Annotated in this window: 23 protein-coding genes; 6 read left to right on the top strand and 17 right to left on the bottom strand. The window is 59.2% G+C overall.

The window, feature by feature from the left end; all coding sequences use genetic code 11:
- Positions 1–7: 7 nt before the first annotated feature.
- Genes WFO70_RS05505 through WFO70_RS05525 form a run of 5 tightly spaced genes read right to left on the bottom strand, consistent with a single transcriptional unit; the run spans position 8 to position 4,736 of the window.
- Positions 8–1,165, bottom strand: a complete 1,158-nt coding sequence (locus tag WFO70_RS05505) for a branched-chain amino acid ABC transporter substrate-binding protein (protein ID WP_337015032.1) — start codon at positions 1,163–1,165, stop codon at positions 8–10.
- A 28-nt stretch (positions 1,166–1,193) separates the two neighbouring features.
- Positions 1,194–1,913 carry an ABC transporter ATP-binding protein gene (locus WFO70_RS05510; protein WP_337015033.1) on the bottom strand — a complete coding sequence of 240 codons (720 nt, stop codon included), beginning with the start codon at positions 1,911–1,913 and terminating at the stop codon, positions 1,194–1,196.
- A complete protein-coding gene (locus WFO70_RS05515) occupies positions 1,906–2,673 on the bottom strand; it encodes an ABC transporter ATP-binding protein (RefSeq protein WP_337015034.1) in 768 nt (255 codons plus the stop codon). Before WFO70_RS05515 ends, WFO70_RS05510 begins: the two co-directional genes overlap by 8 nt.
- Positions 2,670–3,776 (bottom strand): branched-chain amino acid ABC transporter permease, encoded by a 1,107-nt coding sequence (locus WFO70_RS05520; protein ID WP_337015035.1) that lies wholly within the window; start codon positions 3,774–3,776, stop codon positions 2,670–2,672. The genes WFO70_RS05515 and WFO70_RS05520 overlap by 4 nt, the downstream gene beginning before the upstream one ends.
- Before the next feature lie 9 nt (positions 3,777–3,785).
- Positions 3,786–4,736, bottom strand: a complete 951-nt coding sequence (locus tag WFO70_RS05525) for a branched-chain amino acid ABC transporter permease (protein ID WP_337015036.1) — start codon at positions 4,734–4,736, stop codon at positions 3,786–3,788.
- A gap of 171 nt (positions 4,737–4,907) precedes the next feature.
- On the opposite strand from WFO70_RS05525, the gene WFO70_RS05530 reads away from it, so the two are divergent.
- A complete protein-coding gene (locus WFO70_RS05530) occupies positions 4,908–5,864 on the top strand; it encodes a LysR substrate-binding domain-containing protein (RefSeq protein ID WP_337015037.1) in 957 nt (318 codons plus the stop codon).
- Between the two features lie 82 nt (positions 5,865–5,946).
- Here WFO70_RS05530 and yddG read toward each other — a convergent pair whose 3' ends face one another.
- Positions 5,947–6,828 carry an aromatic amino acid DMT transporter YddG gene (gene yddG / locus WFO70_RS05535; RefSeq protein ID WP_337015038.1) on the bottom strand — a complete coding sequence of 294 codons (882 nt, stop codon included), beginning with the start codon at positions 6,826–6,828 and terminating at the stop codon, positions 5,947–5,949.
- A gap of 222 nt (positions 6,829–7,050) precedes the next feature.
- Between yddG and fdnG the strand changes: the two genes are divergently transcribed.
- Genes fdnG through fdnI form a run of 3 tightly spaced genes read left to right on the top strand, consistent with a single transcriptional unit; the run spans position 7,051 to position 11,643 of the window.
- Positions 7,051–10,098 carry a formate dehydrogenase-N subunit alpha gene (gene fdnG, locus WFO70_RS05540; RefSeq protein ID WP_337015039.1) on the top strand — a complete coding sequence of 1,016 codons (3,048 nt, stop codon included), beginning with the start codon at positions 7,051–7,053 and terminating at the stop codon, positions 10,096–10,098.
- Between the two features lie 11 nt (positions 10,099–10,109).
- Positions 10,110–10,994, top strand: a complete 885-nt coding sequence (gene fdxH, locus WFO70_RS05545; RefSeq protein WP_337015040.1) for a formate dehydrogenase subunit beta — start codon at positions 10,110–10,112, stop codon at positions 10,992–10,994.
- Positions 10,987–11,643, top strand: a complete 657-nt coding sequence (fdnI, locus tag WFO70_RS05550) for a formate dehydrogenase-N subunit gamma (RefSeq protein ID WP_337015041.1) — start codon at positions 10,987–10,989, stop codon at positions 11,641–11,643. Before fdxH ends, fdnI begins: the two co-directional genes overlap by 8 nt.
- 87 nt (positions 11,644–11,730) lie before the next feature.
- On the opposite strand, the gene WFO70_RS05555 is transcribed toward fdnI, so the two are convergent.
- From WFO70_RS05555 to WFO70_RS05570, 4 genes are all read right to left on the bottom strand, one after another.
- On the bottom strand, positions 11,731–12,012 hold the full coding sequence (locus WFO70_RS05555) for a CcdB family protein (RefSeq protein WP_337015042.1): 282 nt from the start codon (positions 12,010–12,012) through the stop codon (positions 11,731–11,733).
- Positions 12,012–12,200: a hypothetical protein gene (locus WFO70_RS05560; RefSeq protein ID WP_337015043.1), complete on the bottom strand. Its 189-nt coding sequence runs from the start codon at positions 12,198–12,200 to the stop codon at positions 12,012–12,014. Before WFO70_RS05560 ends, WFO70_RS05555 begins: the two co-directional genes overlap by 1 nt.
- 177 nt (positions 12,201–12,377) lie before the next feature.
- Positions 12,378–13,196: a polyphosphate kinase 2 gene (gene ppk2 / locus WFO70_RS05565; RefSeq protein WP_337015044.1), complete on the bottom strand. Its 819-nt coding sequence runs from the start codon at positions 13,194–13,196 to the stop codon at positions 12,378–12,380.
- Positions 13,197–13,301: 105 nt separating this feature from the next.
- Positions 13,302–14,771 (bottom strand): substrate-binding domain-containing protein, encoded by a 1,470-nt coding sequence (locus WFO70_RS05570; protein ID WP_337015045.1) that lies wholly within the window; start codon positions 14,769–14,771, stop codon positions 13,302–13,304.
- Positions 14,772–15,023: 252 nt separating this feature from the next.
- Here WFO70_RS05570 and araJ point away from each other — a divergent pair, with 252 nt between their 5' ends.
- Positions 15,024–16,199: an MFS transporter AraJ gene (gene araJ, locus WFO70_RS05575; protein ID WP_337015046.1), complete on the top strand. Its 1,176-nt coding sequence runs from the start codon at positions 15,024–15,026 to the stop codon at positions 16,197–16,199.
- 106 nt (positions 16,200–16,305) lie between these two features.
- Entirely contained in the window at positions 16,306–17,457 is a 1,152-nt protein-coding gene (locus tag WFO70_RS05580; protein ID WP_337015047.1) for an integrase core domain-containing protein, read from the top strand.
- A gap of 122 nt (positions 17,458–17,579) precedes the next feature.
- Here the strand turns inward: WFO70_RS05580 and WFO70_RS05585 are convergent, their stop codons facing one another.
- The 7 genes from WFO70_RS05585 to WFO70_RS05615 all read right to left on the bottom strand — a co-directional run bounded on the left by WFO70_RS05585 (position 17,580) and on the right by WFO70_RS05615 (position 24,423).
- Complete coding sequence (locus WFO70_RS05585) at positions 17,580–18,179, bottom strand: NAD(P)H-dependent oxidoreductase (RefSeq protein ID WP_337015048.1); 600 nt, start codon at positions 18,177–18,179, stop codon at positions 17,580–17,582.
- 74 nt (positions 18,180–18,253) lie between these two features.
- Positions 18,254–18,847 (bottom strand): TetR/AcrR family transcriptional regulator, encoded by a 594-nt coding sequence (locus WFO70_RS05590; protein WP_337015049.1) that lies wholly within the window; start codon positions 18,845–18,847, stop codon positions 18,254–18,256.
- A gap of 98 nt (positions 18,848–18,945) precedes the next feature.
- The gene (locus WFO70_RS05595; RefSeq protein WP_337015050.1) at positions 18,946–20,037 is read right to left on the bottom strand and encodes an alkylhydroperoxidase domain protein; all 1,092 of its coding nucleotides are present in this window, start codon (positions 20,035–20,037) and stop codon (positions 18,946–18,948) included.
- A gap of 9 nt (positions 20,038–20,046) precedes the next feature.
- Positions 20,047–21,036, bottom strand: a complete 990-nt coding sequence (locus WFO70_RS05600) for a putative FMN-dependent luciferase-like monooxygenase (RefSeq protein WP_337015051.1) — start codon at positions 21,034–21,036, stop codon at positions 20,047–20,049.
- Complete coding sequence (locus tag WFO70_RS05605) at positions 21,033–22,634, bottom strand: ABC transporter ATP-binding protein (protein ID WP_337015052.1); 1,602 nt, start codon at positions 22,632–22,634, stop codon at positions 21,033–21,035. Before WFO70_RS05605 ends, WFO70_RS05600 begins: the two co-directional genes overlap by 4 nt.
- The gene (locus tag WFO70_RS05610) at positions 22,631–23,482 is read right to left on the bottom strand and encodes an ABC transporter permease (protein WP_337015053.1); all 852 of its coding nucleotides are present in this window, start codon (positions 23,480–23,482) and stop codon (positions 22,631–22,633) included. Before WFO70_RS05610 ends, WFO70_RS05605 begins: the two co-directional genes overlap by 4 nt.
- A complete protein-coding gene (locus tag WFO70_RS05615; RefSeq protein ID WP_337015054.1) occupies positions 23,479–24,423 on the bottom strand; it encodes an ABC transporter permease in 945 nt (314 codons plus the stop codon). The genes WFO70_RS05610 and WFO70_RS05615 overlap by 4 nt, the downstream gene beginning before the upstream one ends.
- Positions 24,424–24,433 lie beyond the last annotated feature (10 nt).

Below are 24,433 nucleotides of genomic sequence, written 5' to 3' on the forward strand. Positions count from 1 at the left end.
CACTGCGTTACTTAGCTTTTGCGCCGCCCAGCACGGTCTGCGGCTGCCATTTGCCGTCGACCACTTTATAGACGGTGAACGACGGGGCTTTCAGGTTGCCCTGGTTGTCAAAGGCGATTTGCCCGGTGACGCCGGAGTAGCTGATGGCGCGCAGGGCAGGCAGGTATTCAGCCGGATCCACCGAGTCGGCTTTCTCCATCGCCGCCACCAGCACGCGGGTCGCGTCATAGGCGAACGGGGCGTGCAGCTCGATATGGGTGTGGTAGCGGGACTGATACGCCTGCTCGAAGGCCTTGCCGCCCGGCATCTGCTCGACTGGCAGGCCTGGCTCCAGCGCCACCACGCCTTCACCCTCTTTCTGCGCCAGTTGCAGGAAGGTCTGGCTGACAAAGCCGCCCGCGCCCATCAGGGTGGCGTTCATGCCCAGCTGTTTAATACGACGGGCCAGCGGTGCCGCCTGGCTGTCCACGCCGCCGAAGAAGATCAGATCGGCGTTTTTGCTGCGAATGGCGGTCAGCACGGCGCTAAAGTCGACGGTTTTGTCGTCAACGTACTGGCGGTCAACAATTTTCACGCCCTGAGCTTCGAGGGACTTAATAAACTCATCCGCCAGACCCTGACCAAAGGCGGTACGGTCGTCGATCACCGCGATGCGTTTGGCTTTCAGGGTGTCGATAGCGTACTGGCCGGCAAACTGGCCGCCGTCATCGTCGTGGCCCATCACGCGGAAGCTGGTGTCAAAACCCTGTTTGGTGTACGCATGGCCGGTCGCCACCGGGGCTACCTGGGCGATACCGGCATCGTGATAAACCCGCGCCGCCGGAATGCTGGTGCCGGTGTTCCAGTGACCGACCACCCCCGCCACGCCGCTGTCCACCAGACGCTGGGCCACGGCTACCGCAGTACGCGGATCCGACTGATCATCTTCGGACTGCAGTTTGAAGGTCACTGCTTTGCCGCCGATGGTCGGGTGCTGCTTGTTGATGTCGTCAATCGCCAGCTGCGCGCCGTTCTCCAGATCTTTACCAATACGGGCAGACGGGCCGGTGAGCGGGCCCGCCAGGCCGATAAGCACGGTTTCACCGTCTGCGGCCCACGCGCCCGTTGAAGCAAACCCGCTGAGCAGAAGCGCGGCGCTGAGCGCGCTGATTTTTACTGTTTTCATTGTTATTCCCTGGTGTTGGTTGGTGTTGTCAAACGGGCATTTCGCCCAAATAAATCTGTGCTATTTGATCGTCGTCGAGCATCGCTTGCGACGCCCCGTGATGAACGATGCTGCCGCTATCCATTACCCAGGCCTGGTCGGTCACTTCCAGCGCCAGGCGGGCGTTCTGTTCGATCAGCAGCAGGGCCACGCCGCGCTCGCGCAGCCCGGCAATGACGGCAAAAATGTTCTCCACCATCTTCGGTGCAAGCCCCATCGACGGCTCGTCGAGGATCAGCAGGCGCGGGCGGCTGAGCAGGGCGCGGTTAAGGGCTAACAGCTGCTGTTCCCCGCCGGAGAGCAGCCCGGCCAGCTGATGCTGCCGTTCGCCCAGGCGCGGAAAACGCTCGAAAATCTCAGCCATCTCCTGCCTGACGGTGACAGTGTCACGCCGCAGCCAGGCCCCCATCTGTAAATTTTCCAGCACCGTCATCCGACCAAAGATGCCCCGGCCTTCCGGGACCATCACCAGCCCGTCGCGCAGCAGCGCTTCGGCTTTCTGCTTACGCACCGCTTTGCCGTTAAACTCAATGTTGCCGCCAAAACGCTCCAGCCCGGTGATGGCTCGCACGGTGGAGCTTTTGCCCGCGCCGTTGGCACCGATCAGCGTGGCCTGTTCGCCTTCACGCAGGCTAAAGGAGACGTCCCGTACCGCCTGGATCCCGCCGTAATGCACGTCCAGGCGTTCCACTTTCAGTAATTCAGACATGGGCATGGCCTCCAAGCCAGGCGGCGATCACCGCCGGGTCGCGTCGCACGCTGTCCGGGGTGCCGCTGGCCAGCGTTTTACCGTAATCCAGCACCGTGAGGCGATCGCAGATCCCCATCACCAGCTTGACGTCGTGTTCAATCATCAGCAGGGTTTTTCCGTCGTCACGAATACGGGCCAGCAGCTCGCCGAGGGCCACTTTTTCTGCGGCGTTCATTCCGGCAGCGGGTTCATCCAGCGCCAGCAGCAGCGGATCGGTTGCCAGCGCGCGGGCGATCTCCAGTCGACGCTGATGGCCATAAGCCAGATCGCAGGCGCGGTAGTGGGCGAACTTCGCAATCCCGGTATACTCCAGCCAGTGCCAGGCCTGCTCCAGGGTCTGCGCCTCTTCTTCCCGGGCGCGCTTGTGACGGCTCAGCGCCGCCCACAGCCCGTTACGGGTGCGCACGTGGCGACCGACCATCACGTTCTCCAGCACCGACATCTCGTTAAACAGACGCACGTTCTGGAAGGTGCGGGCGATGCCTGCGGCGGTCACTTTCTCGATCTGGGTCGGAAAGTAGGGTTGATCGGCAATGGCGAACTCCCCGCTGTCTGCCGGGTACAGGCCGGTGATCAGGTTGAAGCAGGTGGTTTTGCCCGCGCCGTTAGGGCCAATCAGGCCATAGATTTCGCCTTTGTTAATGGTCAGTGAGACGTTATCCACCGCCGTCAGGCCGCCAAAGCGTTTGGACATATTTTTTACGGTTAACAGGCTCATGCTTGCACCTCCTTGTGGCGCTTCGGCCAGATGCCCGACGGACGCACCAGCATCACCAGTACCAGTGCCAGGCCGTAAAACAGCTGGCGCAGGATCTCCGGGTCAATCAGCACCGAACCAAACAGCGCCTGCTGCACCGGGGCCGCCTGGCTGCGCAGCAGCTCCGGCAGGGCGGTGAGCAGTACCGCACCGAGGATCACCCCCGGGATATGGCCCATTCCGCCCAGCACCACCATCGCCAGTACGGCAATAGACTCTTGCAGGGTGAAGGATTCCGGCGAGACGAAGCCCTGGAAGGCACCGAACAGCGCCCCGGCCACGCCGCCAAAGGAGGCGCCCATGGCAAAGGCCAGCAGCTTAAAGTTGCGCACGTTGATGCCCATCGCCCGGGCGACGTCTTCATCTTCACGGATGGCGTGCCATGCCCGGCCAATGCGCGAGTGTTGCAGGCGCAGGCAGACAAAAATGATCCCGACAATCACCAGCATCAGCAGGTAGTACCACAGCCACAGGGCGGGCACCTTTACGCCGAACCAGTGGTACACGCCGCTGAACTTCAGGCCAAACAGGTTGAGGGTATCGACGCCGGTTATGCCTTTCGCGCCGTTGGTGATGTTCACCGGGCGGTCGAGGTTACGCATCAGGATGCGGATGATCTCCCCAAAACCGAGGGTAACAATCGCCAGGTAATCCCCGCGCAGCTTCAGCGTCGGGGCACCGAGCAGAATGCCGCACACCGCCGCGACCAGCGCCGCAATCGGGATAATCAGCAGATAAGAGGTGTGCAGCCCCTCCGGGAACCAGACGTTGAGGATCGGGAACACCTCCGCCAGGTGCGGCGAGGCCAGCAGCGCCGCCAGATAGGCACCGACGGCATAGAAGGCGATAAAGCCCATATCCAGCAGGCCGGTATAGCCCACCACGATGTTTAGCCCCAACGCCAGCATGATATAGAGCAGGGCGAAGTCGATCACCCGCACCCAGTAGTTGCCGCCCAGTTGGGTCGCCACCATCGGCGCAAGCAGCAGGGCAAGGACGAAGAGCGTCATGCCGGACCAGAATTTACCGCTGGCCGCCGGTGTTTTGAGTTCAATGGCACTCATGATTTCCCCTTACGCCCTGTGCGCCACGCGTTCGCCCAGCAGACCTGCCGGACGGAAGACCAGCACCAGAATCAGCACGATAAAGGCGAACACGTCCTGATAGTTGCTGCCGAATACGCCATTGGTCAGCTCGCCCAGATAACCACCGCCCAGCGCTTCGATAATGCCGAGCAGGATCCCGCCCAGCATTGCCCCACGAATATTGCCGATACCGCCCAGCACCGCTGCGGTAAAGGCTTTAATGCCGGGCAGGAAGCCCATCGAGAAGCTGGCATTGCCGTAGTTACTGGCCATCATTACCCCCGCCAGCGCGGCAAAGATGCCGCCGATGGCGAAGGTCAGGGTGATAATCGCATTGGGATTGACGCCCATCAGGGTGGCGACCCGGGGGTTTTCCGCCACCGCGCGCATACCGCGACCGAGGCGGGTGTACTCCACCAGCAGCCACAGGCCGGTCATAACGACCAGCGCCAGCGCCACGGTGACAATGCCGGTAACGGTGATAATCGCCGGGGGATGGGCTTCGCTGCCTGCGGTGATGGCAATCGGGTCCATCGGCAGGATCTGCGGGAACATCAGCGGATTACGCGACCAGATAATCATCGCCACGGTTTGCAGCAGCACCGACACGCCAATCCCGGAGATCAGCGGTGCCAGCCGGGGGGCGTTTCGCAGGCGGCGATAGGCAAAGCGCTCAACGGCCATCGCCAGCAGGGCGCAGACCGCCATGGCGATCAGCAGCGCAAAGCCCAGCTGCAGCAGCTGCGGCATGGCGGGGAAATGGCTGCTAAGAAGATTCAACGCCGACAGGGTGGTCAGCGCGCCGACCATCAGAATATCGCCGTGCGCGAAGTTAATAATGCGCAAAATGCCATACACCATGGTATAGCCCAGCGCGATCAGCGCGTAGATGCTGCCCAGCATCACGCCGTTGATCAGTTGTTGTATGAGTGTGTCCAACGTTCCTACCCGACAAAGTGCTCTTTCCAGCGGGTAACATCTAATAATTGAATTAAATTGTGAAATACGCATATATTCTTTCTTATGATTTTTGGAGCTTGCGTTATCTATTTGATTTAAAAGGTGATGATAAATAGCGCATAAACCGGATTGCCCATAGCAGATCAACATATGAATAAAACAGAACAATCCCTGACGCTGGCGGCCTTTGCCGAGAGCCGACTGGCGAACGATCCGCCCCTGCGGGCGGTGCGGGCTTTCGAGGCGATAGCCCGACTGGGCAGCGTGACCCAGGCCGCGCAGGAGCTGGACATCTCCCCGTCGGCGGTAAGCCATCAGCTGAAAGTGCTGGAAGGGTATTTACAGATGTCCCTCACCGAACGTCAGGGGCGCAGGCTGATCCTCAGCCAGCAGGGGCGGGACTATTACCGCTCCATCCGCGCGGCCTTTAACGTGCTGCGCCAGGCCACGGAGCATCTGCTTGAGCAGGTGCAGACCCGCCAGGTGACCATCAGCCTGATCCCGCTGTTTGGCATGGGATGGTTTATTCCGCGCCTGCCGGGGTTTATGCGGGCGAATCCACAAACCGAGATCAACGTGGTCTACGCCAACCACCGCAACTACCTGAGCGATGCCTCGGACATGTCGATCCGCTTTGGTAACGGGCAGTGGGCGGGCTATCAGAGCGAAAAGCTGATCTCCGGGCAGATGGTGCCGGTCTGTAGCCGGGCGTTTTTGCGCCTGCACGGGCATATCGACACGCCGGAACAGCTCCTGCAAATGCCGCTGTTGCACGACGAGGAGCGCACCACCTGGCAGCAGTGGTTTATCCAGCAGGGGGTAAAACGCCCGCCGCGGCGCAGCGGACCGATGTTTGAAGACGGGCTGCTAACCCTGGCGGGAGTGCAGGCGGGGCTGGGTTGTGCCCTGATGCGCGAGCCGCTGATTGCGCCCTATCTGGAGAGCGGCGAGCTGGTGAAGATTTTCGATCTGCCGATTGATGATGGCCGGGATTATTACCTGTGCGTGCGTCAGGACGGCGAGATGAGCCAGGACGGCAAGCTGCTGCAAAGCTGGCTGCGGCGGAACAGTTCCCTGGAGGAGATGCCGGGTGGCGGCTCCGCCTGACGCGGCCTACAGGGTGAGGGTGAGTCGTAGGCCGGGCAAGCGTATGCGCCGCCCGGCGTTGCAGGCCGCACGGCCCACAACCTCAGGCGGCCCGGGTGGCATACCAGCACAATAGCGACCCAGCGCACACCATCATCGCTCCCTGCCAGAAGCTGAACGACAGAGGGGCGTTCAGCAGCACCGCCGCCAGCGCCGCCGACAGCACCGGAGTAAAATAGGAAGCCGCCGCCAGCAGCGTCACGTTGCCGTGCAGAATGCCGGTGTTCCACGCGGCATAGCCAAACCCCAGCGCCACGCCGCACATCAGCAGTTTGATCACCACCGGCACGCTGAATACCATCTCCGGCTGATCGCTGAAGGCATATTTCAGCCACAGGGTCAGCGCCGTCAGCAGCACAAACAGCGTGATGCCGTTCTGCCCCCGGGCATATTTACTGGTCACGGTGCAGTAGGCCGCCCAGATGAAAGCCCCGACAAAGGCCAGGCCGTAACTCAGCGGGTTGGATACGACGTTGCGGGCAATCTCGGCCGGGTTAAGGCCGGTGTCACCGCCTAATACCCAGCTCACGCCCAACAGGGAGATAAGCAGCCCGGGGATCACCCACAGGGTTGAGCGCTGACGGTTAAACAAAATGGCAAACAGGATAGTCAGGCTCGGCCAGAGGTAATTCACCATTCCCACCTCAATCGCCTGATGGCGGGTGGTGGCGTAGCCTAACGACAGGGCCAGACAGATTTCATAGCTGACAAACAGCACGCTACCGGCTATCAGGTAGCGCGGCGAGAAACGCCGCAGGTCCGGAAACCCCACCGTGACCAGGCACAGTAAACCGCTGAGCGTATAGATCATCGCCGCGCCGCCTACCGGACCCAACCCCTCGCTGACGCTGCGGATCAGCCCTACCATCGTGCTCCAGAGCACAATCGCCGCCAGCCCGATCAGCGTGGCTTTCTTTCTGTCCATCATCTTTCCATTGGCATGACATTTTCAGGGGCAAATTTATAGCACTGTTTCAGTACCTTCCGCGAATTAATCTCCCTGTCATTACCTCTTAAGCAGTAATAAAACCGCTCCCCGCTGACTATTAAGAGGGCGAAGATCGGCGAGTTTGATTTGCCGCAAAAAAAACAGGGGCTTTGCTGTTAGTTTTCCGCCGGAATTCTCAATGATCTAACGAGGACAGCAATGGACGTCAGCCGCAGACAGTTTTTTAAAATCTGCGCGGGCGGTATGGCCGGTACGACAGTGGCTGCTTTAGGGTTCGCCCCCAAAATGGCGCTGGCTCAGGCGCGCAACTATAAGTTGCTGCGCGCCAAAGAGATCCGTAACACCTGCACATACTGCTCCGTGGGATGCGGGCTATTGATGTATAGCCTGGGTGATGGCGCGAAGAACGCCAAAGAGTCGATTTACCATATTGAAGGCGATGCGGATCATCCGGTCAGCCGCGGAGCGTTATGCCCGAAAGGGGCGGGCCTGCTGGACTATGTCCACAGCGACAACCGTCTGCGTTATCCGGAATACCGCGCGCCGGGCTCCGACAAATGGCAGCGCATCTCCTGGGATGACGCTTTTACGCGCATCGCGAAGCTGATGAAGGCCGATCGCGACGCCAACTTCGTCGAGACCAACGCGCAGGGCGTGACGGTGAACCGCTGGCTCTCCACCGGGATGCTGTGCGCCTCTGCGGCCAGCAATGAAACCGGCATGCTGACGCAAAAATTTGTGCGCTCCCTCGGGATGCTGGCGGTAGACAACCAGGCGCGCGTCTGACACGGACCAACGGTAGCAAGTCTTGCTCCAACATTTGGTCGCGGTGCGATGACCAACCACTGGGTTGATATCAAAAACGCTAACGTCGTGATGGTGATGGGCGGTAACGCCGCCGAAGCTCATCCGGTGGGATTCCGCTGGGCGATGGAAGCGAAAAACAATAACGATGCGACGTTGATCGTCGTCGACCCACGCTTTACACGTACGGCGTCGGTGGCCGATATCTATGCGCCAATCCGCTCCGGCACGGACATTACGTTCCTCTCCGGCGTGCTGCTGTACCTGATCGAAAACAACAAAATTAACGCCGAGTACGTTAAGCACTACACCAACGCGAACCTGCTGGTGCGGGATGATTTTGCCTTCGATGACGGGCTGTTTAGCGGCTATGACGCCGAAAAGCGTCAGTACGATAAGTCCTCCTGGAACTATCAGTTCGACGAGAACGGCTATGCGATGCGCGATGAAACGCTGACGCATCCGCGCTGCGTGTGGAACCTGCTGAAACAGCACGTTTCACGCTATACGCCGGAGGTGGTGGAGAACATCTGCGGTACGCCAAAAGCCGATTTCCTGAAAGTGTGTGAAGTGCTGGCCTCTACCAGCGCCGCGGACAGAACCACCACGTTCCTTTATGCACTGGGCTGGACCCAGCATACCGTCGGCGCACAGAACATCCGTACCATGGCGATGATCCAACTCCTGCTCGGCAATATGGGCATGGCGGGTGGCGGGGTCAATGCCCTGCGCGGTCACTCGAATATTCAGGGCCTGACCGACCTCGGCCTGCTCTCCACCAGCCTGACCGGCTATCTGACGCTGCCGTCCGAGAAACAGAGCGATCTGCATAGCTATATGGCGGCGAACACCCCGAAAGCGACGCTGCCGGATCAGGTGAACTACTGGAGCAACTATCCGAAGTTCTTCGTCAGCCTGATGAAATCCTTCTACGGCGACGCGGCGCAGAAGGAGAACGACTGGGGCTTTAACTGGCTGCCGAAATGGGATCAGTCCTACGACGTCATTAAGTATTTCAACATGATGGCGAAGGGCCAGGTCACGGGATACATCTGCCAGGGCTTTAACCCGGTGGCGTCATTCCCGGATAAAAACAAGATTGTCGCCAGCCTCAGCAAGCTGAAGTACATGGTGGTGATCGACCCGCTGGTGACTGAAACCTCGACCTTCTGGCAGAACCACGGCGAGATGAATGACGTGGATAGCGCCTCGATTCAGACCGAGGTGTTCCGTCTGCCGTCCACCTGCTTCGCGGAAGAGGACGGCTCGATCGCCAACTCCGGCCGCTGGCTGCAGTGGCACTGGAAAGGGCAGGATGCCCCGGGCGAAGCGCGTAACGACGGCGAGATCCTGGCCGGGATTTACCATCGCCTGCGCGAGATGTATCGCACCGAAGGCGGCAAGGGCGTCGAGCCGCTACTGCGCATGCGCTGGGATTACAAACAGCCGGATCACCCGGAATCGGAAGAGGTGGCGAAAGAGAACAACGGCTATGCGCTGGCAGATCTCTATGACGCCAACGGCGTGCTCATCGCGAAGAAAGGCCAGCTGCTGAGCAGCTTCGCCCAGCTGCGCGATGACGGTACGACGGCGTCGTCGTGCTGGATCTACACCGGGAGCTGGACCGAGCAGGGCAACCAGATGGCCAACCGCGACAACGCCGACCCGTCCGGGCTGGGCAATACGCTGGGTTGGGCCTGGGCGTGGCCGCTGAACCGTCGCGTGCTCTACAACCGCGCCTCGGCGGACATCAACGGCAAGCCGTGGGATCCGAAACGGATGCTGATCCAGTGGAACGGCACGAAGTGGACCGGAAACGATATTCCGGACTACAACACCGCCGCGCCGGGCAGCAACACCGGGCCGTTTATCATGCAGCCGGAAGGGCTGGGACGTCTGTTTGCCATCGATAAGCTGGCTGAAGGGCCGTTCCCGGAACACTACGAGCCGATGGAAACGCCGCTCGGCACCAACCCGCTGCACCCGAACGTGGTCTCCAGCCCGGTAGTACGTGTCTACGAAGAAGATGCCGTGCGGATGGGCAAGAAGGACAAGTTCCCGTATGTCGGCACCACCTATCGCCTGACCGAGCATTTCCACACCTGGACCAAGCATGCGCGCCTGAACGCCATCGCCCAGCCGGAACAGTTTGTCGAGATCAGCGAGACCCTGGCCCAGGCCAAAGGCATTGCCAATGGCGATCGCGTCAAGGTCAGCAGCCAGCGCGGGTTTATTCGCGCCGTGGCGGTGGTCACCCGTCGTCTGCAGGCCCTGAACGTGCACGGTCAGCAGGTGGAAACCGTCGGTATTCCGCTGCACTGGGGCTTTGAAGGGGTGGCGCAGAAGGGCTATATCGCCAACACCCTGACGCCAGCGGTAGGGGATTCCAACTCGCAAACGCCAGAGTATAAGGCGTTTCTGGTCAACATCGAGAAAGCGTAAGGAGCGAAGTAATGTCGATGGAAACACAAGACGTCATCAAACGCTCCGCCACCAACGGCTTTACCCCCGCGCCTCGTGCGCGGGATTACAAAGCGGAAGTGGCTAAGCTTATCGATGTCTCCTCCTGCGTGGGCTGCAAAGCCTGCCAGGTGGCCTGCTCAGAGTGGAATGATATCCGCGACGAGGTGGGGCACTGCGTCGGGGTGTACGATAACCCGGCCGATCTGAGCGCCAAATCCTGGACGGTGATGCGCTTTAGCGAAACCGAGCAGAACGGCAAGCTGGAGTGGCTGATCCGCAAAGACGGCTGCATGCACTGCGAAGATCCGGGCTGCCTCAAGGCCTGCCCGTCCGCCGGGGCGATTATTCAGTACGCCAACGGCATCGTCGATTTCCAGCAGGATAACTGCATCGGCTGTGGGTACTGCATCGCCGGGTGTCCGTTCAACGTACCGCGTCTCAGTAAAGAGGATAACCGGGTCTACAAATGCACCCTGTGCGTGGATCGCGTCAGCGTTGGTCAGGAGCCGGCCTGTGTGAAAACCTGTCCGACCGGGGCCATTCACTTTGGCACCAAGAAGGAGATGCTGGATGTGGCGCAGGCGCGGGTGGATAAGCTGAAGGCACGCGGCTACGCCAATGCGGGCATTTATAACCCGCAGGGCGTGGGCGGCACCCACGTGATGTATGTCCTGCACCATCTCGACCAGCCGGAGCTGTATCACAACCTGCCGAAAGATCCGGCGATCGATACCTCCATCAATCTGTGGAAAGGGGCGCTTAAACCGCTCTCGGCGGCGGGCTTTATCGCCACCTTTGCCGGGTTGATTTATCACTACGTGGGGATCGGGCCGAACAAAGAGGTGGATGAGGATGAGGAGGAGCACCATGAGTAAGTCAAAGATGATTATGCGCACGAAGTTTGTTGACCGCGCCTGTCACTGGACGGTGGTGATCTGCTTCTTCCTCGTGGCGGTATCGGGGATTTCGTTCTTCTTCCCGACGCTGCAGTGGCTGACCGAGACCTTCGGTACACCGCAGATGGGGCGCATCCTGCACCCGTTCTTTGGGGTACTGATTTTCGTGGTGCTGATGTTTATGTTCGTGCGCTTCGTGCATCACAACATCCCGGACAAGCAGGATATTCCCTGGCTGAAGGGGATTGTTGAGGTGCTGAAAGGCAACGAGCATAAAGTCGCGAAGGTGGGCAAATATAACGCCGGACAGAAGATGATGTTCTGGACCATCATGAGCATGATTTTTGTGCTGCTGGTGACCGGGGTGATTATCTGGCGTCCGTACTTTGCCCACTATTTCCCGATGCAGCTGGTGCGCTATAGCCTGCTGATCCACGCCACCTCGGCCATTATTTTGATCCACGCCATTCTGATCCATATGTATATGGCGTTCTGGGTCAAAGGCTCGATTAAAGGGATGATCGAAGGCAAGGTGAGCCGCCGCTGGGCGCAGAAACACCATCCGCGCTGGTATCGGGATGTGGAGCGTCTGGAAGCGCAGAAAGATGTTAGTGAAGGGATGAAGTAACTGCCCCCCGCTCCGGACGGTGTTTCGGAGCGGGTTTTGGGGAGGTCAGGTGTTGGTTATTAGCGAGTCAATGGCACCAACGACATCCTAGCTCGTATTACGCAAATTACAAATTAAATCCCTGCTGTTAATTTTTCTGTTATTGACGTTCGTCACCATAGGCGAAAATATTAATAAGCTTTCGAAATCAATATTGATCCGCGGTGCAAGGTGTTCATGCCAGAGTGGAAGCTTACGCGCCCGTATTAAAGGAACGATGACGCGTGTTTCCAGATCGTCATAACAATCATGTTGAATAACCATATAGTAGGGTAGTTCTTTATTGGTCAAAATAGACGAATTACGATAAACGTTGAATTGTTTTAGCATTATATCACCCTAAAAAATTCATCATCGGTAAGGGTTCCATATTTAGCGACGAACTCATTCATAGCCTTCATGAATTCCTTATCGCGTTTGCGCTGCTCGATGCGTTCCTCTGCCGTTAATACGGGGCGTGGTGCGACACCAGTTAAATGATCCTTACCTGCGCTCTTTTCTTTGATACTTGCTTTCATTGGTTGATTCTCCTGTATTGGTAAGCCCATTATCAATCGCCAACAATAAAAAACAATACCGATCCCCCTGGTAATTCAGGATTTGCGAGCACGATTCCAGACAAAAGCAAGAGAGTGAAAACAGGCGGAATTATTACGAATCACCCTCCCGATAAATAACCAGGAGGGCAATAACCGTCAGAATTTCTCTTTAATATAACGGAACGGATAAGCGGTTGGCTTAATTTTACCGATTTTACGTTTCGGTAATTTAACCTCTTCTTCCGGCAGATCTTTATAGGGAATTTGCGACAACAGGTGAGAGATAATATTCAGCCGCACGCGCTTTTTATCCTCGGAACGGGCGACAAACCACGGGGCCCATGCGGTGTCGGTGGCCGCAAACATTGCATCGCGTGCCGCGGTGTACTCATCCCAGCGGTTGAAGGATTTGATGTCCATTGGCGACAGCTTCCAGGTTTTGCGCCCGTCGTTGATGCGGTCGCGCAGTCGGCGTTCCTGCTCTTTCGGCGTCACCTCCAGCCAGTATTTGATCAGGATAATGCCCGCATCGACCATCGCTTTTTCGATGATAGGTGCACCGTCGAGAAACTTCTCGGCCTGGTCCTCGGTACAGAAGCCCATCACGCGCTCAACACCGGCGCGGTTGTACCAGCTGCGGTCGAAAATCACGATTTCACCTGCCGACGGCAGATGCGGCACATAGCGCTGGAAGTAGAGCTGGCTTTTCTCTTTCTCTGTCGGGGCCGGCAGCGCCACCACCCGGAACACGCGCGGGCTGACGCGTTCGGTCAGGGCTTTGATGGTGCCGCCTTTACCGGCACCGTCGCGCCCTTCGAAGACCACACACACCTTCAGGCCCTTACTCACCACCCAGCGCTGCAACTTCACCAGCTCCACGTGCAGGCGATGCAGCTCTTGTTCGTACTCCTTACGCTTAAGTGGGACGGGAGGCGTGCTATTCGCCACTGTTTTGCTTTTCTTTTTATCTGCCATGATGCGTTCCTGTGCGGGGATCCTGCCGGTACGGCCATGATTACATGTTGAAGTGTAATCATGGCTGGACGTACTGGCGGAAAATATTTACTCCCGCGCGAGTGCTTATCTTTTTCTTGCCTCGTACGGGACGTACCCCACGTCCTCTATCAGTTTTTGCCCCTGCGGGCTTAAGAACCAGTCGATAAGTGCCTGAGTATTGGCCGACGGCGCGTCAGTGGTGACCATGTAAACATCTACCGTAAACGGATAGCTGCCGTTGCGGATATTCTCTTTGGACGGGGCCACACCTTCGACCGAGAGCAGGCGCAGATCTTCCAGGTTGTCCATCTGACTGGCGTAGTAGCGGAAAGAGTAGCCCAGCGCATTAGTGAGGTTCTGATAGTTGGCGACGCGGCGCACAAGTCCGCCCATGCCTCTTACCTGTTCGCTCTCCAGCGGTTCACGCATCCTGAGCCCCTGCATCACCTTAGAGAGCATCACGGTCTGACTGCCGGAGTTGACCGGACGTTGGAAAGGAATAATGCGTTCATCTCGACCGCCTACCTCGCGCCAGTTGTTGATTTTTCCACTGTAGATACTGCGGATTTGCTCAATGCTAAGATCGCTGACCGGGTTGTTCTGGCTGGTGACAAAGACAAAGGCTTCCCGGATGAAAGGGATTTGCTTCAGCGTGATGTTTTTATCCGCTGCGGCTTTCTTGTGTTCCGCCGAAGGCTCCGCGACGAAAATCAGGTCGACTTTGCCGTCAATCAAGCTTTGCCAGGAATCAGGTGTTCTGCTGAAGCCAAGGTAATCGAAGGCAGAGTCCGCATCCAGCCTCTGGTAAATCGCCTGCGCGGCAGAGGCATAAACGGGCCAGGCCGCCGTCGCACCGTCGAGACGCGGCCATGCCTTGTCAATACGCAGCGTCGGGTTAACCACGGGCGTCAATCGGTTATCGCTGGTAAAAGGTCGATACTCGTAAGACCAAAGGGTTTCAATATCGCTTTTCCCATAATCTTCATTAATTAAAACATCCTTTCGTTGGTAGTCCTGATAGCCGACAACCAGCAGCAGGGCGCAAAACAGGCCCAGCGATATCCAGTAGCCCTTATTATCAGCCAGCGGCTTACCGCCATGGGCGGTACCGCAGATGACCGCCAGCAAAAATACGGTGTAGGTGACCAAAGGAACACACAGCAGTAGCCATAACTTTCCATCGAAAAAGGCCAGAAAATTGGAGATCAGGAACGGGATAGTGCCTATGCCCATCCAGGAAAAGGCTTTGTGCGTAAAGTCTCCGTTGCTGATAAACATGACCAGGATCCAGAAAGTCAGGACATAGAAAATGGCGATCAGCATGGGCGCATAGCGTGGCCAGAAGCGGTCGGGCATTTGTTTGAATCGTCCCCATAGATACCCCGTCGGGACAATGCAGGTCGCCACGGCCAATATTACAGGCATCAGAGGTCCTCTCAGATTCAGCGATTGAAACAATATCATCCAGAACGCCGAACCAGCCTGAGCTAACACAGGCAGTATGATAAGGAGCATTAGCAAAGAATAGAGCCAGTATTTGTATTTGTGGTTCATCGTCAGACATCCCTGTGGCATGTTGTGAGCAAAGGCGCTTTATCGCACCTTTATTAAAAAACGTCACCGAGGTCTGAAATAAACACCGCGAAAAAGAGAAAAATGCCTGCGGAATTTCGTGTCGTACAATGAATGTATTCACAAATGAGCGTGAAGAAATGGATAAATTTGTCGCACTTATATTTTGAACTGGCTCACCCTACAGGATTGGTCGATAATGGCTGTTGCAATTTTTTAACAACTGGTTGTGGTATGAAAAAGACGGTGTTTTCGCTGGCACTTGGCACCTTTGGCCTGGGCATGGCCGAATTTGGCATTATGGGTGTGTTAACCGAGCTGGCGCGGGACGTGGGGATCACCATTCCTTCCGCCGGGAATATGATTTCGTTTTATGCATTTGGGGTGGTGATCGGGGCACCGATCATCGCGCTCTTCTCCAGTAAGTTCTCCTTAAAGTCGATCCTGCTGTTCCTGGTGACGCTGTGCCTTATCGGCAATGCGATTTTCACCTTCTCCACCTCGTACACCATGCTGGCCATCGGGCGACTGGTCTCCGGCTTTCCGCACGGGGCGTTCTTTGGCGTTGGTACCATCATCCTCTCGCGCATCGCGCCGCCGGGCAAAGTGACGCTGGCGGTAGCGGGAATGGTGGCCGGGATGACGGTCGCCAACCTTGCGGGGGTGCCGCTCGGCACCTGGCTGGGGCATCAGTTCAGCTGGCGCTATACCTTCTTCCTGATCGCCGCCTTTAACCTGCTGGTGATGGTGTCGATTGTCCTGTGGGTGCCGCAGACCTTCAATAAATCGCAAACCCGCCTGAGCGAGCAGTTCCACTTCCTGAAGAAACCGGAGCCGTGGTTTATCTTCGCCGCCACCATGTTCGGCAACGCCGGGGTCTTCGCCTGGTTCAGCTTTGTGAAGCCGTTCATGATCAACGTGTCGGGCTTTTCTGAGGGGATGATGACCGCGATCATGATGCTGATGGGGCTGGGAATGGTGCTGGGCAACCTGTTCAGCGGCAAACTCTCCGGGCGCTACAGCCCACTGCGGATTGCGGCGATGACCGATCTGGTGATTGTGCTGTCGCTGCTGCTGTTATTCGCCTTTGGCGGGTTGCCTGTGGCCTCGCTGGTGATGGGCTTTATCTGCTGCGCCGGGCTGTTTGCGCTGTCGGCACCCTTGCAGATCCTGCTTCTGCAAAATGCGCAGGGCGGGGAGATGCTGGGAGCGGCGGGGGGTCAGGTGGCGTTTAATCTCGGCAGCGCCATTGGGGCGTACTTTGGCGGGATGATGATTACCCTGGGCTTTAGCTGGAGTTACGTGACCTTGCCTGCGGCGGCGCTGTCGTTCTGCGCCATGTCGTCGCTGTTGATGTACGGGTATCTGAAAGCCCGCCGGGCTGGGGGGAATACCCAGGCGTTAGCCTGAGAGTGAATTGCCGGGTGGCGCTGCGGTATGAACCGGAAACATGGGTAACACTTTAGACCGGATACATGGGTAACAGTTATAACTGGCATAGAAGAGGAGACTCGCTATGCCCTGGACTGAGACCCGACCCATGCAACGCCTTGATTTTATCCGTGCCTGCCACGCAGGCACGGACTCCTTTTCCGCCCTCTGTCGGCGCTTCGGCATCAGCCGCAAGACCGGCTATAAATGGCTTGAACGCTTCGACCCGGATGACCTCTCATCCCTCTCTGACCGCTCCCGTGACCCGCACTCGCACGCCCGGTCCGTTCCGGACGGTATCGCGGCTTACCTGACGGCCCTGCGGCAAAAGCATCCCGACTGGGGACCCAAAAAACTGCGGATGTGGTGCCTCAATCATCAGGTCGATTTTACCGTGCCTGCCGCCAGTACTATCGGCGATATCCTTAAACGGGAGGGCCTGGTTGCGGATAAAAAGCGAAAACGCCGGACGCCGGGCAACCGTCAGCCCCTGACCACCATCAGTGAGAACAATCAGGTCTGGAGCGCGGACTTTAAGGGCAGGTTCAGGCTGCTGAGCAGGGAATACTGCCACCCCTTCACCCTGACCGATAATCACAGCCGGTATCTGCTGAGCTGCCGGGGAACGGACCGGGAGAGCGAGCCCTTCGTCAGGCAGTGCCTGACTGATGCGTTCCTGGAGTACGGGCTCCCGGAGGTGCTCAGAACCGACAACGGTCAGCCCTTTGCCGGGACAGGTATCGCCGGGTTAAGCCGTCTTGCGGTCTGGCTGATAAAACTGGGCGTCAGACCGGAACGTATCCGGCTGGGCCATCCGGAGGAAAACGGGCGGCACGAGCGCATGCATCGTTCCCTGAAAAGCGCGCTGGCGCATGGCAATACGTTCATGACGATGGAGGAGCAGCAGGTCTGGTTCAGCCATTACCGGAAGGAATTTAATCATGAAAGGCCCCATGAAGCGCTGAACGGTTCGACGCCGGGAGTGGTGTGGCAACCTTCATACCGCAGATGGAACGGAAATATACCGGAATACGTCTGGCCGGAAGGAGCCCGGTTGTACCGGGTGATGTCGAAAGGAGTGATACATACAGGAAAGAGTGTGTTCCTGAGTGAGGCGCTCATCGGGGAACATATCATGCTGGAAGAGCAGGATGATGGCCTTGAGGCCATCATCTTCAATGGAATAACACTTGCGTACTATGACCGGGAATCCCAGAGTGTGATCCGGATAGACTAGAAAAAGTGTTACCTGTGTTCCCGGTCTGATCTGTCACCTGTGTATCCGGTCATACACTGCGCTTACCCGGCCGACAAAACCCGTAGGCCCGTGCAAGCGCGGCGCCGCCGGGTAACAAGCACTCACAAAACGCTTTCGAGGTTTTTCAGGAAATCTTCAACCTGTTCTGACGAGGCAGTATCTGCCTGATAAAGAATATCCAGCCTGACGTTCTTCAGGCCGCAAAAGCCGAAAACACCTTCGATTAACTGGGTTTGTATGGCCGTGGAATAACCGTGCTTATCGAACCCCTTGAGATCGCTGCCTGCTGTGGCGATCAGGCGGACCGGAACATCGCGTAAATTACCCACTATCTTGCCGTCTTCTGCCACTTTGTACGCCCAGTTCAGGGTGAGTACCCGGTCAAACCAGCCTTTCAGCAGGCCAGGAACCGACCACCAGTACACCGGGAAGACAAAGACCAGCATATCTGCCCGCTCAACCCGCTGTTGCTCACGCAGAATATCGGCGGGAAGGGCGCTGGCATCCCCGTGATAGAGCGCAAGATCGGGAGGTTGCATTGACGGCGTAAAGGCTTCGGCATGCAGATCGGCAATCTCGACCTGAGTACCTCGTTCACGCAGTCGCGCGGCAATTCGCGCCGCCAGCGTGTGGGATAACGAATTTTCGACAGGGTGAGCTGTCACGATCAGCGCATTATCTATGACATGTGTTCCAGACATAACCACCTCAGCACGGAGTTAACCTGTTACCTATATTACTATTGGTAACTTATCTGTCAATCCGTCTGCACCACTCATTTTGTGCTGTCAGTACAGGTGTTCAGTACGCCAAACATCGCGCCACTGAGCATATCTTCCGCGACATTACGCGCGAGCACGCCGTTACTCGCAGCGGTGCTAAGCGCATCCGCCGCACCAATGATGGCCGTCAGCGCCGCTTCACCCTGTACCCCTTTCAGGGTGATATAGGGGGAGAGCGCCATGCGCAGGCAGTCTGCACATTCGGCGACGCAGGCTTCCCGGAACGTCTGCAGGGCCCGGGAACCTGAGAGTGCCGCGGCGATAGGCCCTGTCTCTGGCCCCGCGCTGATTGCGCAATCAATATAGGCGGCACTGAAGAAGCGGATAGTATTTTCCAGCGTTTTGTTATCGACCTTCAGCGTTTCACGGAATTTTTTTAACTGCTGGTCGCTGAAATCCTGATACAGCGCCATCAGCAATCCCTCACGATCGCCGAAGTGATCGTAGGGAATAGGCTTGGTGACGTTAGCCCTCTCGGCCAGATAACCCAGCGTCAGTGCCTCGGTGCCTTGCTGACGCACAATCCCACGTGCAACCTCCAGCAACTGCACCCGGCGATCCTCTTTTCTTAACCGCTTAACAACCATATTTCCCTCGCGCACGTTGTCTACTAAAGGTAGTTTACACGGTTTCCTGGCGAGGCTGAATTTTATCGAAGGCCCCCGTATCGGGGCCTTATCTGCACTCACGGCAGCGAGGGTTCCCCGAGGGTTAACATCAAGCGGTTAGCCCAGGCGAAGAAGGCGGCGGACTGCACCAGGTCCAGCTGAGCCAGGGTATCCAGCCCCTGACGTTCCAGCCCGGCCAGATGTCCCGGCGTGACGGCCGGTGGCGTGACCGACAGGGCGGCGGCAAAATCGATCTCCGCCTGCCAGCGCGGCGACTGCCCGCTGCTCAGCGACTGACCCGGCGCTACCGCCAGCAGTCTTTCAACCGCATCATTATCCTTCGACAGTTGACTGGCTTTACGCGCATGAACAGAGGCGCAGTAAATGCAGCCGTTGATCTTGCTGGTCACCGTGGCCGCCAGCTCGCGCTCTGCCCGGGGCAGCCCGCCCGAGGTATAGAAGATGCCTTTATCGGTCAGCGTTCGCTGCTCCAGCACCGGCAGATTGCGCCCCAGCAGGCGGAAATAGTCCGAGTCGGTATGGCCGAATCTGGCCAGGATCGCCTGCTCATCAGGGGTGAATTCCGCCAGCGGTTTAGCGGCCAGCCAGGGCTCCCAGCCCAGCTCCTGCTGGGTAAATTGTACCGGTGCGGCTTTGCCGTTTTGGGTCAGGGGTATGCTGTGCCAGGGGCCTGCCACCACAGCAACATCGCTGGCGGCCACTGTTTTGTCATTCAGCAGCCGCAGGCCAACGAGCAGGCGGCTCTGGAAGCTGACAAAGGCGATCAGCTGCGCCAGAGTGACAATACCCTCTTTGCTCCAGCCCGCGAGGGTCAGGGCATTGATCGCGCCGGGCGTGGCTTCCACCGGCGAGAAGGTCAGCAGACGGGCAAAGGTCAGGGCGGGGGTCAGGCGCACGGAGGTCGGATCCGCCAGACCAAACCCGGCGTAGTGGGCCGCCAGCGCGTCGGCGTTGTGCCATTTCGCCACTTTAGCCGCCACGGCAAAGCGTTCGTCCAGCGCAAAGTCGGCATTCTGCTGACTGAATAAGGTTTCGTAGCTCCCCTGGGCGTGACGCGTTGCCGCCTCGCGGGTGAGTCGTGCCTGCTCCAGCGGGGAACCTGGGGCGATCTCCGCCAGTTCGGCGAGAATATCCTGACTTAAAGCCATAGTGACTCCTTATAAAAGATGAGGGGCGATCTGCTCTGCGATTAACTCAATGGAACGTAAGGTGTCCTGATGCGACGGCTCAACCGAATGCACCTGGAACGAAATATCGGTAGCGCGGGCCAGCACCGAATCCTGCGCCAGCGAGGCCAGCATCGTCTGCGGCGCACCGATGTGGGCGTCGAACTGACGGATATAATCCGTGACAGTGTCACCAGTAAGGGCATGTCCGGCGGCCTGATGCTGCTGCGCCTGGCGGGTCAGACCCGGTTCGGCGACCTTCAGGGCATACGCATCGCTGTCGGCGACAAACGCAGTGCGGGAGGCCAGAATGCGCGGGGCCACGCCAGTCGGCAGGGCGTCAAGATAGGCATCAATAATTGGGTTCTGGATCGCATCCAGCGGCAGCGTAAGATTGTCCGCCGGACGCGGCTGGGTTCGGGAGAGCATCAGCCCGTGGCCCTGCCGGGCGGCACGCACGGCGCCTTCCACCGAAAAGGTGGCGATCCACACCCGCTCCGTCAGCCCGGGAGCGGGTGGATAAAGATGGTTGTCCGGATGCGTGAGCGAATCCCCGCGCCAGGCGCTGTTAATCAGATGCAGGTGATCGGCGAAGGTCGCCGCTCGCTCGTTGATGGTCAGCCCGAACGGCAAAAACGAGGTCGGCGTCCCGCCGGAGCCAAACCCGACCTCCAGCCGCCCGTCGGATAAGAGATCCAGTACCGCCGTGTCCTCCGCCACCCGAAGCGGGTTCTCCAGCGGCAGGGTGATAATGGCGGTGCCGAGTCGAATGCGGGTGGTAAAGGCCGCGACGTGGGCGAGGAACACCAGCGGCGACGGCAGGCCGCCCTCATGCTCGTGGAAGTGATGCTGGGCAATCCAGGCGGTGTCAAAACCGTAGCGTTCGGCATGACGGATCTGCTCTGTCGCCAGGCGATAGCGTTCTTTGGCTGGCGCATCGTCCAGCAGGCGGGTGAAGAAACCCAGGCGTTTACGCGTCATGCGTACTCCTTCTGTGAGAAATGGGGAATGGCGTCGATCAGCTCGCGGGTATAGGCGTTCTGCGGGGCGGCGAACAGCGACTCCACCGCGCCATGCTCCACGACCTGACCGCTGCGCAGCACGGTGACGCTGTGGGCAATGCGGCGCACCGTCGCCAGGTCATGGGTAATAAACAGATAGGTCAGGCCCAGCTGCTGTTGCAGCTGCTGGAGCAGGGCGAGGATCTGCGCCTGCACGGTGACGTCCAGCGCCGAGGTGGCCTCATCCAGCACCAGAATGGTCGGCTCGAGAATTAAGGCGCGCGCAATGGCAACCCGCTGGCGCTGCCCGCCCGAAAGTTCCCGCGCGGTACGGCTTAACAGCTCCGGCGGCAGGGCCACGCGTCGGGTGACGCTCTCCACCCTGGCGGCGCGTTCGGCTTTGCCGACCGGGGCGAAATTTTTCAGCGGCTCTTCGATGATCTCAAACAGCGTCTGGCGCGGGTCCAGCGAGGCAAAGGGGTTCTGGTAGACGAACTGGATCTTCTGCCGCAGCTGGCGACGCGCCTCGTGGCTGAGGGTGGTGGCATCAATATCATCAATAATCACCCGACCTGCGTCGGCCTGCTCAAAGCCGAGCAGGATCCGGGCGAGGGTGGTTTTCCCGGAACCCGACTCGCCGACCAGCGCGTGGGTACTGCCGCGCTGCACGGCAAAGCTCACGCCATCCAGGGCCTGCAGCTGATGACCTTTACCCAGCGCAAAGCGTTTGCTGATCCCCTCGGCGCGAATAGCCGGGGAGTAAAGCGGACGACCCGCCACCGGGGCGATGGTTAACCGCGGTCCGTTCAGATCGCTGAGCAACTGGCGGGTATAGGCGTGCTGCGGGGCACGCACCACGTCGGCGGTGGCACCCTGCTCCTGTACCTCGCCGTGGCGGAACACCAGCAGCCGGTCGGCCCGCTGGGCCGCCAGCGCCAGGTCGTGGGTGACGAACAGCACCGCGGTGCCGGATTCCCGGCGAAGGAGGTCCAGCAGATCGAGAATGCGTTTCTGCACCGTCACGTCCAGCGCGCTGGTGGGTTCATCGGCGATGATCACGTCCGGGCGCAGGGCGATGGCGATAGCGATCAGCACCCGCTGCTTCATGCCGCCGGAGAGCTGATGCGGAAATTGTTTCATCCGCTGCTCGGGGTGGCTGAGGCCCACCTTCGTCAGCAGGGCCAGCACCTGGCTGTCGCACTCGGCCTGAGTGATTTTTTGATGCAGACGCAGGATCTCGCCCACCTGGGCACCGACGGTTTTCACCGGATTGAGGGAGTTACCCGGATCCTGCGGCACCAGGCTGATGCGCGCCCCGCGCAGGCTGTCGAGCCGTTTCGCCGACCACTGGCTGAGATCTTCACCGTTCAGGCGGATGCTGCCGGCGTCGCGGCGGGCGTTGTCTGCCAGCAGGCCGATGATCGCCTGAGCGGTGGTGGTTTTCCCGGAACCAGACTCGCCGACAAAGGCCAGCATCTCGCCGCGCCCGAGGCTAAAGCTGACGTTATGCACCACTTCGCGCCACTCGCGTCCGGTGCGGTAGCTGAGGGTCAGGTTTTCCACAGAGAGTACGGTCATGAGCGGCCTCCGCTTAACTGTTGGCTGATCCGGTTGGTGGCCAGCACCACGGCGATCACCACCAGGCCGGGGAAGGTGGTTAACCACCAGGCGGTAGAGAGATAGTTACGCCCCTCGGCAATCAGCAGGCCCCATTCCGGGATCGGCGGCGGGGTGCCGTAGCCGAGGAAGCTGAGGGTCGACAGCGCCAGGATCGCCTGACCAAACTGCAAGGTGGCAAAGGCCAGCACCGCGGTCAGGGAGTTGGGCAGAATGTGTCGCCACAGCACCGTCCAGAAGGTGCCGCCGCTGCCAAACGCCGCTTCGACATAATCGGTGTGGCGGATACGCACCACTTCACCCCGCGCCAGGCGGGCAAAGCTGGCAATCGACGCTACCCCTACGGCAATGGCGGCGTTCACCGTGCCAAAACCGAGGAGAATGATCACCGTCAGGGACAGCAGCAGCGAGGGGATAGCGAGCAGCACGTCCACCAGACGCATCAGCACCGACTCCACCCGACCGGCAAAGGCCCCGGCAATGACGCCGATGGCGGTGCCAATAAACAGACCCATCGCCACCGCCACCAGCGCAGCGCTGAGGGAGTGCGATGCGCCATAGACGATGCGGGTATAAACATCGCGCCCCAGTTGATCAGTACCGAGCCAGTAGTCCGCCTGGGGAGCCAGTCGCTGCGCACCTGCAATGCCTTCTATCGGGCTGAAGTGGGTAAACAGCCCGGGCGCGAGGGCCGCCAGCGCGGCAGCGGTAATAATGGCCCAGGCCAGCCATAATCCGGGCTGCCAGCGTAATCCGCCCCAGGCGGGTATGCGCTTGCGCGCCGCAGCAGCATAATCAACAAGGCTCATGCAGCACCTCCGGTCACGGTTTGCAGGCGGGGGTCGAACAGCGGCATCAGCAGATCCACCGCCAGGTTAATCAACACAAAGCCGAGGGCGGAGATCATCACCACCGCCTGTAACACGGCGATATCCTGATTATTCACCGCCTGCTGAGTCAGCAGCCCCAGACCGCTGCGGCCAAACACGGTTTCGGTGATCAGCGCTCCGGCAATCAGCTCCCCCAGCAGTAGCCCGGCGATGTTCAGCACCGGCAGCAGGGCGTTGCCGGTAACGTGCCGCCAGAGGACGGCGGTCTCGCTCAGCCCTTTGGCCCGTGCCACCGCCACAAACGGCTGGGCGGACACCTGATCCAGACTGCGCATCAGGATCTGCGCCAGCGGGGCGGAAATCGGAATGGCGACGGTGATAATCGGCAGGATCAGCCCTTGCAGCGGAGTCGGGTTAATCACCGGGATCAGCCGCAGCTGGAAGGAAAACAGCTGAATCAGGGCAATCCCCAGCCAGAACGTTGGCAGGGAGATAAACAACACCGGCAGGGACTGGATGGCGTTGCTCAGCCAGCGCAGCCCCGGCAGACGCGAGGCCAGCGCCAGGGAGAAAGCCAGCACCACCGCCAGCACAAAGGCGGGCAGCGCCAGGCTTAAGGTATCCGGCAGGTTGGTGGCAATCAGCTCGCTCACCGCCACACCGGCCTGCACCGAGAAGCCAAAATCGCCGCGCAGCATCGCCCCGAGGGTGTGCAGATACTGCTGCCACAGCGGGCTGTCGGCTCCGTAGGCGATGCGCATCTCTTCGATTTGCGCCGGGCTCAGACCCAGGTCCGGGTTCTGGAACTTGATCAGCACCGCGTCCCCCGGCAGCACCTGGAGCAGGACAAATGACAGGGTAAACGCCGCCCAGAGCACCAGCAGCCCCAGCCCGGCCCGTCGCAGCAGATAGTGGCTCATCATCGGCTCC

Origin of the sequence: Leclercia sp. AS011 (genome assembly GCF_037152535.1) — a bacterium.
Lineage (GTDB): Bacteria > Pseudomonadota > Gammaproteobacteria > Enterobacterales > Enterobacteriaceae > Enterobacter.

Excerpts from the sequence above, each read along its gene's own strand:
- WFO70_RS05505 (WP_337015032.1), bottom strand. The coding sequence starts at position 1,165 with ATGAAAACAGTAAAAATCAGCGCGCTCAGCGCCGCGCTTCTGCTCAGC.
- WFO70_RS05510 (WP_337015033.1), bottom strand. The coding sequence starts at position 1,913 with ATGTCTGAATTACTGAAAGTGGAACGCCTGGACGTGCATTACGGCGGG.
- WFO70_RS05515 (WP_337015034.1), bottom strand. The coding sequence starts at position 2,673 with ATGAGCCTGTTAACCGTAAAAAATATGTCCAAACGCTTTGGCGGCCTG.
- WFO70_RS05520 (WP_337015035.1), bottom strand. The coding sequence starts at position 3,776 with ATGAGTGCCATTGAACTCAAAACACCGGCGGCCAGCGGTAAATTCTGG.
- WFO70_RS05530 (WP_337015037.1), top strand. The coding sequence starts at position 4,908 with ATGAATAAAACAGAACAATCCCTGACGCTGGCGGCCTTTGCCGAGAGC.
- yddG (WP_337015038.1), bottom strand. The coding sequence starts at position 6,828 with ATGGACAGAAAGAAAGCCACGCTGATCGGGCTGGCGGCGATTGTGCTC.
- fdxH (WP_337015040.1), top strand. The coding sequence starts at position 10,110 with ATGTCGATGGAAACACAAGACGTCATCAAACGCTCCGCCACCAACGGC.
- fdnI (WP_337015041.1), top strand. The coding sequence starts at position 10,987 with ATGAGTAAGTCAAAGATGATTATGCGCACGAAGTTTGTTGACCGCGCC.
- WFO70_RS05555 (WP_337015042.1), bottom strand. The coding sequence starts at position 12,012 with ATGCTAAAACAATTCAACGTTTATCGTAATTCGTCTATTTTGACCAAT.
- WFO70_RS05560 (WP_337015043.1), bottom strand. The coding sequence starts at position 12,200 with ATGAAAGCAAGTATCAAAGAAAAGAGCGCAGGTAAGGATCATTTAACT.
- ppk2 (WP_337015044.1), bottom strand. The coding sequence starts at position 13,196 with ATGGCAGATAAAAAGAAAAGCAAAACAGTGGCGAATAGCACGCCTCCC.
- WFO70_RS05570 (WP_337015045.1), bottom strand. The coding sequence starts at position 14,771 with ATGAACCACAAATACAAATACTGGCTCTATTCTTTGCTAATGCTCCTT.
- araJ (WP_337015046.1), top strand. The coding sequence starts at position 15,024 with ATGAAAAAGACGGTGTTTTCGCTGGCACTTGGCACCTTTGGCCTGGGC.
- WFO70_RS05580 (WP_337015047.1), top strand. The coding sequence starts at position 16,306 with ATGCCCTGGACTGAGACCCGACCCATGCAACGCCTTGATTTTATCCGT.
- WFO70_RS05585 (WP_337015048.1), bottom strand. The coding sequence starts at position 18,179 with ATGTCTGGAACACATGTCATAGATAATGCGCTGATCGTGACAGCTCAC.
- WFO70_RS05590 (WP_337015049.1), bottom strand. The coding sequence starts at position 18,847 with ATGGTTGTTAAGCGGTTAAGAAAAGAGGATCGCCGGGTGCAGTTGCTG.
- WFO70_RS05595 (WP_337015050.1), bottom strand. The coding sequence starts at position 20,037 with ATGGCTTTAAGTCAGGATATTCTCGCCGAACTGGCGGAGATCGCCCCA.
- WFO70_RS05600 (WP_337015051.1), bottom strand. The coding sequence starts at position 21,036 with ATGACGCGTAAACGCCTGGGTTTCTTCACCCGCCTGCTGGACGATGCG.
- WFO70_RS05605 (WP_337015052.1), bottom strand. The coding sequence starts at position 22,634 with ATGACCGTACTCTCTGTGGAAAACCTGACCCTCAGCTACCGCACCGGA.
- WFO70_RS05610 (WP_337015053.1), bottom strand. The coding sequence starts at position 23,482 with ATGAGCCTTGTTGATTATGCTGCTGCGGCGCGCAAGCGCATACCCGCC.
- WFO70_RS05615 (WP_337015054.1), bottom strand. The coding sequence starts at position 24,423 with ATGAGCCACTATCTGCTGCGACGGGCCGGGCTGGGGCTGCTGGTGCTC.